This is a genomic window from Roseobacter sp. YIN89 (genome assembly GCF_057219365.1).
Genome location: NZ_JBXVVD010000004.1, coordinates 304,313 through 317,741, shown reverse-complemented (window position 1 = coordinate 317,741; position 13,429 = coordinate 304,313). Strand labels below are relative to the sequence as shown.

Below are 13,429 nucleotides of genomic sequence, written 5' to 3'. Positions count from 1 at the left end.
GGAACCAAGATGGATACTGTTCGCCTTGATCCAATCGACAATGTCGTCACCGCTACGCGCGCGCTTGAAGTCGGCCATGACGTGGCAGGCACGTACACGCGTGCGCTGATCCCGTCGGGGCACAAAATCGCGACACAGGACATTCCGCGCGGTGAACCGATCCGCAAATACGCACAAATCATTGGCTATGCAGAAGCGGACATTGCGGCAGGCGACCATGTGCATACGCACAACGTCGAGTTTCGCAACACCGATGCCGATTATGACTACGCCACAGATTTGCGCCCCGTTTCCGATGTGGCGGAGGCGGACAGGCGCAGTTTCATGGGATACCGGCGCGCAAATGGTTCGGTCGGAACCCGCAATTACATCGCAATTGTCACATCGGTTAACTGCTCTGCAACCGCGGCACGGATGATCGCAGAGCACTTTACGCCGGAAAGGCTCGCTGCCTTTCCAAATGTGGACGGCGTCGTTGCCTTTGTGCACGGTACCGGATGCGGCATGGCCGGAGACGGTGAAGGTTTTGAAGCTCTCCAGCGCGTCATGTGGGGTTACGCACGCCATCCCAACCACGCCGGGGTGCTCATGGTCGGCCTCGGATGTGAAATGAACCAGATCGACTGGCTGCTGGAAGCCTACGGGCTTAAGCAGAGTACAACTTTTCAGGTGATGAACATCCAATCCGTTGCCGGGCTGCGAAAAACTGTCGAGTTGGGCATTCGCAAGATCGAAGCGATGTTGCCCATCGCCAATGAGAACAGGCGCACGCCATGTCCTGCTTCGGCGTTGAAAGTTGCTTTGCAATGCGGCGGTTCTGATGCCTGGTCGGGGATTACGGCCAACCCGGCTTTGGGATATGCGTGTGATCTGCTCGCAGCTCAGGGCGGAACTGGCGTACTGGCAGAAACCCCCGAAATCTATGGTGCCGAGCATCTTTTGACACGCCGCGCGATAGACAGGAAAACCGGTGAAAAGCTGGTCGGCCTGATCCGCTGGTGGGAAGATTACACCGCCCGCAACCGCGGTTCTATGGACAACAACCCCTCGCCCGGAAACAAGGCAGGCGGCCTGACCACGATACTCGAGAAATCGCTCGGTGCTGCAGCCAAGGGCGGCACGTCACCGCTGATGGGCGTCTATAAATATGCAGAACCTGTCACTGCGAGCGGTTTCACTTTCATGGACAGCCCCGGCTATGACCCGGCGTCGGTAACTGGTCAAATTGCAGGCGGGTGCAATCTTGTGTGTTTTACGACCGGACGCGGGTCTGCCTTTGGCTCAAAGCCCAGCCCGACCATCAAGGTCGCGACCAATTCTGCGATGGCCAATCGCATGCATGAAGACATGGACATCGATGCAGGGAGCATCCTGACCGATGGCGTGACAGTCGAGGAAAAAGGGCGCGAGATATTTGAGTTGTTCTTGCAGGTTGCATCAGGAACGCCAAGCAAATCCGAAGCGCAGGGTCTGGGAGACTATGAATTCGTTCCGTGGCAAATCGGGGCAGTCATGTGAAACGGATACTTGTTGCAGGCGGTGGACTGATTGGCGCGCGACATCTCGCGGCTGTCACCGCGCACCCCGGGTGCATCGCCGCAGGACTTGTAGATCCGGACCCGGACGTTCAAACGCCAAACGGCGTGGCGCGATACCGGGACTTGGACGACGTGGATGTTCCGGTAGACGGCGTTATTCTCGCCACACCGACGCATCTGCACGGCGCGCAGGCTGAGTACGCCGCCGAACGTGGATGGCACTTGCTGATCGAAAAGCCGGTAACAGATGATCTGGAAGCGGCACTGGCACTTTCGCGCACGGTGGACCGTACTGGCGTCGGCTCTCTTGTGGGCCACCACCGACGGTATCACGCGTCCGTTCAGCAACTGAAATCGCTCATCGCGGATGGTGGCATCGGAACACCGGTTACAGCGAGTCTGATCTGGGCGATGCGCAAGCCTGACCCCTACTTTCAAGGCAATTGGCGCACCTCTGGTGGCAGCCCGGTCATGATCAATCTCGTGCATGACATCGATATCCTGCGCTTTGTGCTGGGTGACATCGTTGATGTCAGTGCAGTGCGGGGCCGTGGCTTGCGCGGATCTGATCGTATCGAATCCGGGGCCGTCGCCCTGTCGTTTGCAGATGGCGCGACCGGCACCATCGCATTTGCAGACACAACCCCGTCGCCCTGGGGTTTCGAAGCCGGTACAGGTGAGAACCCCAACATCGGCACAACAGGCCAAGACATGATGTGGATCGCCGGCACCACCGGTGCGATCAGCTTTCCGTCCATGACGCTCTGGAACGGTGTTGACTGGGGTCAACCGGCGCAGCAGGTACCGCTCAACTCCGCCGTGACCGGCAAACCTCCTCTGGACGCCCAGCTTGATCACTTCATCGAGGTTATGGACGGCGCAAAACCAATGATCGACGTGGCAGACGCGACACGAACGCTTGGTGTCGCTTTGGAAATTGAAAAACAACTGCAGGCACAACACACAGGAGAGGGAAATGCCCGAAGTGCTATCGCCTGATCAAATCGACGCTTACGACAAGAATGGCTATCTGGTCCTCGAAAAGCAGATACCAGACGATTGGATCGAGAAAATCAGGTCTGAAATCGCCCGTTTCGAGATCGAAGCAGCAGACATGACCGCATCAAACGACCGGCTTGACCTCGAAGACAGCCATACGAAAGAAGAACCTCGCCTGCGTCGGGTAAAATTGCCCCATACAATTTCAGAAGTTGTCCGAGAACTCATGTACTCGGATCATGTCTTGGGGCCGGCGCGCGACCTGATCGGACCAGACCTGCGTTTGCACACCACCAAACTGAACATGAAATCGGCAGGCTACGGTGCCGCGGTCGAATGGCATCAGGACTATGCGTTTTATCCTCATACCAATGACGACATTCTGGCAATCGGCGTGCTGATCGATGATATGGCGCACGAAAACGGCCCACTGATGGTCTATCCGGGAAGCCATAAGGGTCCGGTATACGATCACCACGTGGATGGTGTTTTTGCCGGTGCAATGCTGCCGGAAGAAAACGGCCTCAACCCGGCGGATGCGGTTGAACTGACCGGGCCTGCAGGCTCAATCAGCATCCACCACGGGCGCATCGTTCACGGCTCGGCGCTCAATACGTCTGACAGAGCGCGACGCATCCTGTTTTACGAAATGATGGCAGCAGATGCATTCCCGATCATGGGATCAATGACCCGCTGGGACGGTATCAAAGACTATGACACCCGCATGCTGTGCGGCGAAACCACAAAAAATCCCCGCCTTAAAGACATTCCCGTGCGCATCCCGCAACCACAGCCGGATGTGCCGATTTCGATCTACGAGATTCAAAAAGGCATGAAAAAACGTGCCTTCAGTACAGTGAAATAGGAGACGCTTAGATGACACAACCAACCATTGGATTTATTGGGCTCGGGCTGATGGGCGGCGCTATGGTGCAACGTCTGCTGGATCAGGGTTATGGGCTTACCATTCTGGGCAATCAGGACCGGACCCACCTTGACGCAGCTATCGCACGCGGCGCAACAGAAGCTGGCAGCGCAAAGGAACTCGCCGCCGCCAGCGATATCGTAATGCTGTGTATGGGCACATCAGATCATGTGGAAAGCCGGATGCGCGGCGACACCGGTGTTTTGGCGGGCCTGAAGCCGGGCGGCGTGGTGATCGATTTCGGTACATCCCTGCCGGCTTCCACGCGCATGTTGGGCGAAGAAACCGCAGCCGCCGGCGGCACCTATCTGGATGCGCCTTTGGGCCGAACACCCAGTCACGCCAAAGACGGATTGCTGAACATCATGTGCTCGGGCGACCGTACGGCCTTCGAAAAGGTCGAACCGGTCCTACAAGATCTGGGCGAAAACGTCTTTCACCTAGGCGCCTTGGGCTCTGGGCATACCATCAAGCTCATCAACAACTTCTTCGGGATGACGGTTGCCAACGCGATGGCCGAGGCATTTGCCATGGCTGATGTCGCAGGGGTTGATCGCACACAGATGTACGACGTCATGGCAGCCGGACCGCTACACAGTGGAATGATGGATTTCGTGAAGGGCTACGGCGTCGATGGAGACCCCAACTTGTTGGCCTTCGCCATCAAAAACGCCGCAAAAGACGTCGGATACTATTCAAAAATGGCCGATGACGCAGGCGTGGAAAGTATCATGTCAAAATGTGCACTATCGGCCCTGACCGAAGCGCGCGATAGCGGGCGCGCAGACGATATGGTCAGTCAGATGGTTGACTTTTACGCGGCAAAATTCGGCAAGTAGGTGGCAGTCGCCGCCCAATCCATCGAGGACAGGCCCGGCGTCGGCATCATACTGATGCTGGGTGCCTGGTTTTTGTTTGCGGGCGTCGACACATCGGCAAAATGGTTGGTTCTGGCCGGGTTCCCGGCCTTTCAACTGGCGTTCATGCGCTATGCGGTTCACTTGGTTATCGCCGTTGGTGTGATTGCAAAAAACGGGACATCGTCGGATCGGTTTCGCACCGATCACCTTGCCGAGGTCGTCAGTCGGGCATTCCTCTTGGTATCCGCTACACTGGGCAATTTCTACGCGTTGAACTTCCTGCCTTTGACCATCATTTCGGCAATTATGTTCTCAAGCCCGATCATTGTTTGTTTTTTGTCCATGACGGTGCTGAAAGAAAAAATCGGAGTATGGCGCTGGGGTGCGATCCTTCTGGGCTTTGTCGGCGTGCTTGTCGTGATCCGGCCCTTTGGCGAAACCTTCCACCCCGCAATGCTTTTGCCGGTCTATAACGCGACTGCCCTTGCACTCTACTCGTTGATGACGCGTAGATTGGCCGGCGTTGTCGCCACGGACACACAGCAGTTGTACCTAGGCGCTCTTGGCACCGCCGTAATACTGCCGTTCGCTGTGTGGAGTTGGGTTCCACCTGAGACCCCCCTGCAAACAACGCTGCTGGTTGGTCTTGGCGCTGGCGGTTGGGCAGGGCATCAACTGTTGACAAACGCGCACCGGTTTGCCCCGGCAAACACTTTGATGCCCTACACCTACTCTTTCATGATTTACATCGCGGGTCTCAGCTGGCTGGTGTTCAATCACCTGCCAGACGAACTCACCGTTCTTGGCGCCACGATCATCATCATATCGGGTCTCATCATCTGGAAAAGGGAACAACGCATATGATCCGGGTCGCTTGCATCGGAGAAGCGATGATCGAATTGTCATTGCGCGGAAGCACGGCAGATGTCGGGGTGGCAGGCGATACACTGAACACGGCGATATACCTCAAACGCGAAGCACCCGAGGTAACCGTAGATTACATCACATGCCTCGGTGATGACCCGTTTTCCGACCAGATCGAAGACTTTATCCAACAACAGGGTATCGGCACCGGCGCCATCCGACGGATCTCCGGCAAATCACCCGGGCTATATGCCATTACGACATCTGAGACGGGTGAACGATCCTTCACCTACTGGCGCAGCGCGGCTGCGGCGCGCGACTTGTTCCAGACCGATGGCGGCACGAATTTTGACTGCCTTGCCGCCTACGACCTGATCTACTTCTCCGGTATCTCGATTGCCATTCTGCCGCACGAGGTCCGCCTGGCGCTTTTACACTGGCTCGCGAATCACAGCACAAGATTTGCATATGACAGCAATTATCGCCCGCGCCTGTGGGAGAATGCCAATGCCGCGCGCCAGGTAACACAGGCGCTTTGGGCGCGGGCCGATATCGCACTGCCCTCGATAGACGATGAAATGGACTTGTTCGAAGAAAGCGCGCAGGCGGTTACGCAACGCTTCGAAAACGGCGGGAACACCGGCGCTTTGAAACGTGGCGAGGTTGGCCCGCTCTCACTTGGCGCGCCGGTCGCGCAATCCTATAACGCTGCACCGCATGTGATAGATACGACCGCCGCAGGAGATAGCTTTAACGGGGGCTATCTGGCAGGAATTCTGACTGGAAAAACTCAGGCTGAAGCCCTGATGCAAGGGCACACCTGTGCCGCCCGCGTGGTGCAGTATCGTGGTGCCATTATCCCGCGCGAGGTTGCGTGATGCGTACCGCTCTCATCGGGCTGGGCATGGTTGCCGACACCCACCTTGCAGCCATAAAAGACGCAATAGACGTCACATTGGCTGGCGTCATGGGGCGCTCGACACAAAAAGCGTCTGCCTTCGCGCAGAAAGCTCAGGCCATGCTGGGCGATCCGGTCTCGGTGTTTGGCTCAGCTGCGGAAATCATTGCCAAAGCCAATATAGACTTTGTCATCATTGCCACACCACCCGATGCGCGCGTGGACCTTGTCAGCGCCTTTGCTGAGGCCAAGATCCCGATATTGATGGAAAAACCCATCGAACGGACGGCGCAGGCGTCGGAACAGCTGGTGGATCTTTGCGCATCCGCCGAAGTGCCTCTCGCAGTATGCCTTCAGCACCGCGCGCGCGGCGCGTCGGTTGCGTTGAAAAAGGCCGTCGACAACGGACAGTTGGGAAAGATCGTCAGCGCAGAAATCAGGGTGCCATGGTGGCGCGATCAGGCTTACTACGATGCGCCGGGGCGTGGCACTTACGCCCGGGATGGCGGGGGCGTGATGATCAATCAGGCCATTCACACCCTTGACCTTGCGCTGTGGTGTCTGGGACCATTCAGCACGGTACAGTCACTGATGACGACGACCTCACAGCACAAGATGGAGGCTGAGGACTGGGCAGGTGCCCTGTTTACAACCAACAACGGGGCCGTCGGGTCCGTTGTCGCCACGACGACCGCATACCCGGGACATCCGGAATCGGTTTCACTCCAAGGGACGCTGGCCAGCGCGCATCTCGAATCCGGCGTTCTGACACTTTCTCATATGGATGGACGCACACAAACCATCGGGGCGTCGGCCGCCACCGGCGCCGGGGCAGATCCGATGGCCTTTACCCATGCATGGCATCAGACAATCCTTGAAAACTTTGTCGATCACCTGAAAAATGGCACCCCCCTTATTGCAGCGGGCGCCAGCGTGATTGCAGCGCAACACGTGATCGGCGCGATGGAGCGCAGCAATAGCTCGGGACAAAGAGAGCCGGTTCGCCAATGACCCTAAAGTTTATCGCCCTCGGCCTTGATCACCGTCACATCTATGGCATGACAGAGAACATGCTCAAAACGGGTGCGATCTGTTTGGGATACTGGACAGAAGGGACGCCCGGCACACTCGCCGGATTTGTCAAACGCTTTCCGGATATCGACCGGTTTGCGACACTCGATGAGGCACTTCAATCCGACGCCGACTTAGCCTTGGTATCCTGCATTCCAAGCGATCGTGCGAGCATCGCAGAAAAAGCCATACGCTGGGGTATGGATGTCATGACCGACAAACCAGGCTGTACCAGCTTTGGGCAATTGGATGCGATAAAGAAAGCTGTCGCTGAAACCGGACGGATATGGTCAATTAACTTTTCCGAACGATTTGAAGTCCCGGCTGTGACACGTGCAACCGAGTTGGTGCAGGCCGGAGCGATTGGTCAAGTTGTGCATACCGTCGGCCTTGGTCCGCACAGACTTAACCGCGCGACCCGTCCGGAGTGGTTTTTTGACCGCGCGCAATATGGTGGCATTCTGACAGATATCGCATCACATCAGATTGACCAGTTCTTGCATTTCACCGGCGCGTCCTCCGCGGAAGTGACCCATGCATTCGTGGCAAATTACGCCTCCCAGAATGATCCGGGGTTGCAAGACTTTGGCGAAATCACGCTGCGCGGCGACACTGGCACAGGCTACATCCGTGTCGACTGGTTTACACCTGACGCGTTACCGACTTGGGGCGACGGACGACTCACAATACTCGGTACAGAGGGTTACATCGAATTGCGCAAATACGTTGATGTCGGTGGGTCACCGGGTACGGATCATCTAATCCTTGTCAACGGGAACCGATGCGAAAAGATCGATGCCGGGAACTCCGGTTTGCCATATTTTGCCAACCTCGCAAATGACATACGTAACCGTACGGAATCTGCGATGACCCAGAACCATTGCTTCAAAGTGATGGAGCTAGCCCTGACTGCGCAGGCAATGGCGGAAGGGCGCGTGCGGTGACCCTCAACGTTGCTATTCTGGGTGCCGGTATAGGTCGAGAGCATCTCGCAGCTTACTTGAAATTACCGCATATTTTCAATGTATTATACCTGATCGACCTGGACATCGTCCGCGCGAATGAAGTTGTCAACGACCACAAGATCACGGTCGCGGCCGATATGCAGGTGGCGCTGTCAGATCCTCAGGTTGACCTCATTGACGTGTGCCTGCCTCCCCACTTGCACGTACCCATCACCCTTGAGGCGCTGAGCGCCGGCAAAAATGTCATCTGCGAAAAGCCCTTGTGCACGTCGCTAGCCGATGCCGAAACACTGGTCAGCGCCAGTGATCGAGCGGGTAAGACGATTTATCCGGTGTTCCAGTACAGATGGGGGCCCGCTCTATCGCAACTTCGTTATCTGGTGGCACAGGGTTTGACAGGGGTGCCACAAGTTGCCGCGCTTGAAACGCACTGGTCGCGCGGGGCAGAATACTACGCCATCCCGTGGCGCGGCACTTGGGCGGGGGAACGCGGCGGCGCCGTTTTGGGGCATGCAATCCACAATCACGATCTCATGACACACTTCATGGGGCCCGTCGCAAGCTTGTCCGCGATGGTCGCAACAAGAATTAATCCCATTGAAACAGAAGACTGCGCCGCCATCAGCTTTGCCCTAGCCAACGGCGGTATTGCGAGCAGCAGCATAACACTTGGGGCTGCGAGGGACGAAACACGGCTCCGCTTTGTGTTCGAACACCTGACCGCGACGTCCGACACGACACCCTATGCACCGGGAACTGGGACGTGGCAGTTCACTGCCCGCGACCCTGCGATGCAAGACCAGATTGATGTAGCGGTTGCAGAAGCTCCGGTAGAACCCGTTGGTTTTGAAGGGTTTCTGACAGAAATCGCTAATCACCAAAACGGGGAAAAGAGCTCACACGTATCTTTGACGGACGGACGCGCATCCATTGAGTTGGTGACTGCGATTTACCACGCCGCCAGAACCGGAGAAAGAGTCAGCCTACCCTTATCCTCCGCCCATCCTTTGTATGAAAGTTGGCAACCATGAAGCAATGTTGGCGCTGGTTTGGGCCAAAAGACATCATTCCCCTGAAGAGCCTGCATCAGGCCGGTGTCGAAGGTATCGTCACTGCTTTGCACGACCAACCTCCCGGCGAGGTCTGGCCTTCGCAGTCCATACAGGAGCGTATGGATGTATTGGCGGCAGCGGGTTTTTCATGGGACGTGGTTGAAAGCCTCCCAGTCTCCGAAACGATCAAGACCAAAGGGCAAGACTACAGCACACACCTAGAGAACTACCGGCAAAGCCTCAGAAACCTCGCAGCCCTCGGCATACAGACGGTTTGCTATAACTTTATGCCGATCCTGGACTGGACCCGGACAGACCTCAGAGCGCCACAATCACACGGTGGAAATGCGATGCTCTTTTCGCTGCTCGATTTCGCCGTTTTCGACCTTTTCATACTGAAACGGTCCGGCGCGGCAGACGACTACAGTCCTGAACACCAAGAACGGGCCAAAGACCGGTTTGACGGTTTGTCAGACACGGCTCGCCGTGCCTTGCAAAACAACATCATTGCAGGCCTACCCGGAGCAAATGACAATTGGACCTTGTCTGACGTGCAATCGCGGCTTGCTACCTATGATAGGATTGATGCCCGGCAGCTATCTGCAAACCTGATCGACTTTCTTGCAGAAGTGCTGCCGGTGGCCGAACAAGTCGGCATTCGGATGTGCTGTCACCCGGATGACCCGCCGTTTCCGTTGCTGGGTCTGCCGCGCGTCATGTCCTCGTTGGACGATTATGCAAGAACACTTGAAGCAATAGATACACCAGCCAATGGCGCTACGTTGTGCACCGGATCGCTGGGTGTTTCGGAATCCTTTGACCCGGTGGCGTTTATCGACCGGTTAGGCCCCAAAATCCATTTTGCTCATCTGAGAAATACCAAACGACTGGACGGGATTGATCCTGCGCGCCCCGACTTTTTCGAAGCCGCGCATCTGGAAGGGGACACCGACATGGTGGCCACAGTCCGCGCTTTGATGGCAGAACAAGACAGGCGGCGGGTCGAAGGTCGTCGTGACTGGCAGATTCCGATGCGACCGGATCACGGTCAGGAACTACTGACCGACTTGGACACTGCTTCCATGCCGGGTTACCCGCTGGTTGGACGCATGCGCGGGCTTGCTGAATTGCGTGGCATCATGTCGGCCTGTCAGGCGTGAAGCGCTATTCTGCCGGGCGTGTCAGGAGGGGCTGCTGTTCGGTTTCGTCCACCTCTTCAAAATCAAAGTTGTCCAGCTTGGCCGCACGCTTGCCAGCGCGCTCTGCCGCTGTACCAATTCCGTCGAGGTCTGCCCGCGCCTGACGGAAATGCGTTTCCAGCTTTCCGGCACGCTCAACGATTAGTTCGACATCGCGATGAAGCTGCGACAACGTTTTGCGAATTGCACCGGCCTGTTCGCGCATTCTCGCATCTTTTAGAATGGCGCGCATTGTATTGAGCGTGGCCATGCACGTGGTCGGCGAAACGATCCATACCCGTGCATCAAACCCCTTGCGGACCAGTTCCGGAAAATTGGCATGCAGTTCGGCATAAACAGCTTCAGAGGGCAGGAACATCAGCGCACCATCCGCTGTTTCGCCGTCGATGATATATTTGTCAGAGATATCAGCGATGTGTTTGGTGACAGCCGTTTTCATCTTGGCAACGGCGTCCTTCAGCTCCCAATCTGTTTCAGCACGACGAAGCGCCTCATAAGCTTCCAGCGGAAACTTGCTGTCGATGACAATCGGGCCGGGCGGTTGCGGCAGGTGGATCAGACAGTCGGCGCGCTTGCCATTGGATAACGTGTGCTGCAGGGCATAGCTGTCGTTCGGCAAGGCTTTGGAAACGATATCGCGCAACTGAATCTCACCGAATGCGCCTCGTGTCTGCTTGTTGCTCAGGATATCCTGCAGCGACAGCACATCGCCTGACAGTTTGGTGATGTTGTCCTGCGCCTTGTCGATAGCTGACAGGCGTTCCTGCAATTGGGTCAAGGATGTCGTGGTTTGTTTGCTTGATCCATGCAGACTTTCTTTCATGCGTTCCTGCATGTCGGTCAGGGCGCGCTGCGATCGCATTGCGTTATCAGCCAGTCGATCCTGCATTTGCTGTTGCACGTGTGCAAGGCGCGCCTCCACCGTCTGGATGACCTGCGCCTGCGCAGTCACCTGCGTATCGGAAACCGCCTGAACACCGCCGCGCAACTGTTCCTGACCTGCGGCCAATTGCTGAATGCTCTGTCCCATGACACCAAGTTGCTGTGCCAAAGGCTCGGTTCTGCGCGCGGCGCGCGAGGATACCAGCAGTGTAATGACAAGCAGCAACAGAATGGTGCCAATCAACCCCAGCGCGATGACTATCAAAGGGTCATCAAAAGAAAGCGTTTGCCCTGCAATTTCAATCATGTGCGTCCAAACAGCCGCTCGATATCGGCAAGTTTAAGTTCCACGTAAGTGGGGCGTCCGTGATTACACTGTCCTGAGTGCGGCGTTGCCTCCATTTCTCGCAAAAGCGCATTCATCTCTTCGCCACGCATCCAACGGCCGGACCGCACCGACCCGTGACAGGCAATCCGGCTGAGGATCGCTTCAATGCGGGCTTGCAGCATGTTTGAACTGTCCATATCGGCCAGTTCATCAAGGACATCCAGAAGGATCGCTTTCGCGTCCACAGTGCCCAGAATGGCAGGTGTCTCGCGCACCGCAACAGCGTTGCCGCCGAATTGTTCAATGACTAAACCAAATTCTTCGAGAGCATCTGCTACGCCCATGAGCGACGCGCAATCGGCTTCGGAAAGCTCGATAATCTCCGGAATCAGCAGCGCTTGTCTGGCAACGCCGTTTTCGGCCATTTGGCGTTTGAGTTTCTCATATACAAGACGTTCATGTGCTGCGTGCTGGTCCACGATAACCACTCCGTCGGCCGTTTGCGCGATGATATAGTTTTCATGAACCTGACCACGCGCCGCGCCAAGCGGAAAAGCTGTTACATCTTCGGCGGACTGATCTGCCGGTTCGTGCAAAGGCGGCGTGTCATCAACACGACCCCACGGCTGTGCAGTCTCTTCAAAAACGGGGGCCTGCGCCGCGTAGGAGGCTTGTCTCGGTCCCAGTGAAGGCCGGTCCATCTGATATACCCGCGCGCCGGTTGGTTCAGGTGTAATGGCGCCCAAAGTTGCCTGGGCGACAGTAGACGAGGCACGGTGGCCGGCCTCTGCCAATGCGTGCCGCAGCGCCGATACGATCAGACCTCGGGCAATCCCCGGATCACGAAAGCGCACTTCGGATTTTGCCGGGTGCACGTTGACGTCAACCAGTTTCGGATCACAGTCGAGAAACAGGGCAGCAGCCGGATGCCGGTCACGGCTGAGAAAGTCGAAATATGCCCCGCGCAGCGCGCCAACCAGCAGCTTGTCTCGAACAGGGCGGCCGTTGACGAAAAGGTACTGTGCGACGGCTGATCCGCGTGAATAGGTTGGCAGTGCCGCGAAACCGGTCAGGTGCAAACCTTCCCGCTCAGCATCGATAGGCAACGCGTTTTCTGCAAATTCACGCCCCAGAACACGCGCAAGCCGCCCGTGCAAGGCGTCAAACAGGTCGCCCTGTTCTGCATCAGCCCTGAACACTTCGCGTGGCGCACCCTCGCCAGATACATCGCGCAGTAAAAACTGCACAAAGGGCTCTGCCATGGCCAAACGCCTGACAACATCACCTATGGCCTGCATTTCGGCACGATCTGTCCGAAGGAATTTCAGTCGCGCAGGTGTGGCGTAGAAAAGATCACGTAGAGTGACCGTCGTGCCGATATTTCCAGCGGCAGGTTGAATGGCACCTGTCCGCCCGCCCTGCACGCTCACTTCGACCGCACCGTGCCCCTCGGCGCGTGACAGGATCGTCAGACGCCCAACCGCACCAAGCGACGGCAAAGCCTCGCCGCGAAATCCGAACGTGTGGATGGCCAGCAGGTCGGACCCGTCAATTTTGGACGTTGCGTGGCGAGACAGGGCAAGCGGCAGGTCATCTTCTGTCATCCCGCAGCCGTCATCCTGAACGCGGATCAGCGTCTTGCCACCATCTGCAATATCTATGGCAATGCGACGCGCGCCGGCGTCGATGGCATTCTCCACCAATTCCTTCACGGCCGAGGCCGGGCGCTCCACCACCTCACCTGCCGCGATGCGGTTGATCGCCCCCTCATCCAACTGTCGGATTTCCGGACGTTTTTCGCTTATATTGGGGTCTACCTGAGCCATACCGCTATACCTAGCATGGATT

12 protein-coding genes are annotated in these 13,429 nt (G+C 57.0%); 10 read left to right on the top strand and 2 right to left on the bottom strand.

Features of this window, described 5'->3' with window-relative positions:
* Positions 1-9: 9 nt before the first annotated feature.
* From AC2D8V_RS17465 to uxuA, 10 genes are read left to right on the top strand one after another with little or no spacing between them, the layout of a single operon-like run.
* Positions 10-1,518, top strand: a complete 1,509-nt coding sequence (locus AC2D8V_RS17465; RefSeq protein WP_484734876.1) for a UxaA family hydrolase — start codon at positions 10-12, stop codon at positions 1,516-1,518.
* Entirely contained in the window at positions 1,515-2,537 is a 1,023-nt protein-coding gene (locus AC2D8V_RS17460) for a Gfo/Idh/MocA family protein (RefSeq protein WP_484734875.1), read from the top strand. The genes AC2D8V_RS17465 and AC2D8V_RS17460 overlap by 4 nt, the downstream gene beginning before the upstream one ends.
* A complete protein-coding gene (locus AC2D8V_RS17455) occupies positions 2,515-3,402 on the top strand; it encodes a phytanoyl-CoA dioxygenase family protein (RefSeq protein ID WP_484734874.1) in 888 nt (295 codons plus the stop codon). The genes AC2D8V_RS17460 and AC2D8V_RS17455 overlap by 23 nt, the downstream gene beginning before the upstream one ends.
* An 11-nt stretch (positions 3,403-3,413) precedes the next feature.
* Positions 3,414-4,301: an NAD(P)-dependent oxidoreductase gene (locus AC2D8V_RS17450; protein WP_484734873.1), complete on the top strand. Its 888-nt coding sequence runs from the start codon at positions 3,414-3,416 to the stop codon at positions 4,299-4,301.
* Positions 4,302-5,186 (top strand): DMT family transporter, encoded by an 885-nt coding sequence (locus AC2D8V_RS17445; RefSeq protein ID WP_484734872.1) that lies wholly within the window; start codon positions 4,302-4,304, stop codon positions 5,184-5,186. It abuts the gene before it with no gap.
* Entirely contained in the window at positions 5,183-6,064 is an 882-nt protein-coding gene (locus AC2D8V_RS17440; protein ID WP_484734871.1) for a sugar kinase, read from the top strand. Before AC2D8V_RS17445 ends, AC2D8V_RS17440 begins: the two co-directional genes overlap by 4 nt.
* Positions 6,064-7,095, top strand: coding sequence for a Gfo/Idh/MocA family protein (locus AC2D8V_RS17435; protein ID WP_484734870.1), 1,032 nt, complete (start codon positions 6,064-6,066; stop codon positions 7,093-7,095). The genes AC2D8V_RS17440 and AC2D8V_RS17435 overlap by 1 nt, the downstream gene beginning before the upstream one ends.
* Positions 7,092-8,099 (top strand): Gfo/Idh/MocA family protein, encoded by a 1,008-nt coding sequence (locus AC2D8V_RS17430; protein ID WP_484734869.1) that lies wholly within the window; start codon positions 7,092-7,094, stop codon positions 8,097-8,099. Before AC2D8V_RS17435 ends, AC2D8V_RS17430 begins: the two co-directional genes overlap by 4 nt.
* A complete protein-coding gene (locus tag AC2D8V_RS17425; protein ID WP_484734868.1) occupies positions 8,096-9,151 on the top strand; it encodes a Gfo/Idh/MocA family protein in 1,056 nt (351 codons plus the stop codon). Before AC2D8V_RS17430 ends, AC2D8V_RS17425 begins: the two co-directional genes overlap by 4 nt.
* The gene (uxuA, locus tag AC2D8V_RS17420) at positions 9,148-10,332 is read left to right on the top strand and encodes a mannonate dehydratase (RefSeq protein WP_484734867.1); all 1,185 of its coding nucleotides are present in this window, start codon (positions 9,148-9,150) and stop codon (positions 10,330-10,332) included. Before AC2D8V_RS17425 ends, uxuA begins: the two co-directional genes overlap by 4 nt.
* Before the next feature lie 4 nt (positions 10,333-10,336).
* Here uxuA and AC2D8V_RS17415 read toward each other — a convergent pair whose 3' ends face one another.
* Positions 10,337-11,560: a DNA recombination protein RmuC gene (locus AC2D8V_RS17415; protein ID WP_484734866.1), complete on the bottom strand. Its 1,224-nt coding sequence runs from the start codon at positions 11,558-11,560 to the stop codon at positions 10,337-10,339.
* Positions 11,557-13,407, bottom strand: coding sequence for a DNA mismatch repair endonuclease MutL (gene mutL / locus AC2D8V_RS17410; RefSeq protein WP_484734865.1), 1,851 nt, complete (start codon positions 13,405-13,407; stop codon positions 11,557-11,559). Before mutL ends, AC2D8V_RS17415 begins: the two co-directional genes overlap by 4 nt.
* Positions 13,408-13,429: the final 22 nt, after the last annotated feature.

What these genes read in the sequence shown, in the direction of transcription:
- AC2D8V_RS17465 (WP_484734876.1), top strand. Translation starts at nt 10, where the DNA reads ATGGATACTGTTCGCCTTGATCCAATCGACAATGTCGTCACCGCTACG.
- AC2D8V_RS17455 (WP_484734874.1), top strand. Translation starts at nt 2,515, where the DNA reads ATGCCCGAAGTGCTATCGCCTGATCAAATCGACGCTTACGACAAGAAT.
- AC2D8V_RS17450 (WP_484734873.1), top strand. Translation starts at nt 3,414, where the DNA reads ATGACACAACCAACCATTGGATTTATTGGGCTCGGGCTGATGGGCGGC.
- AC2D8V_RS17440 (WP_484734871.1), top strand. Translation starts at nt 5,183, where the DNA reads ATGATCCGGGTCGCTTGCATCGGAGAAGCGATGATCGAATTGTCATTG.
- AC2D8V_RS17435 (WP_484734870.1), top strand. Translation starts at nt 6,064, where the DNA reads ATGCGTACCGCTCTCATCGGGCTGGGCATGGTTGCCGACACCCACCTT.
- AC2D8V_RS17430 (WP_484734869.1), top strand. Translation starts at nt 7,092, where the DNA reads ATGACCCTAAAGTTTATCGCCCTCGGCCTTGATCACCGTCACATCTAT.
- uxuA (WP_484734867.1), top strand. Translation starts at nt 9,148, where the DNA reads ATGAAGCAATGTTGGCGCTGGTTTGGGCCAAAAGACATCATTCCCCTG.
- AC2D8V_RS17415 (WP_484734866.1), bottom strand. Translation starts at nt 11,560, where the DNA reads ATGATTGAAATTGCAGGGCAAACGCTTTCTTTTGATGACCCTTTGATA.
- mutL (WP_484734865.1), bottom strand. Translation starts at nt 13,407, where the DNA reads ATGGCTCAGGTAGACCCCAATATAAGCGAAAAACGTCCGGAAATCCGA.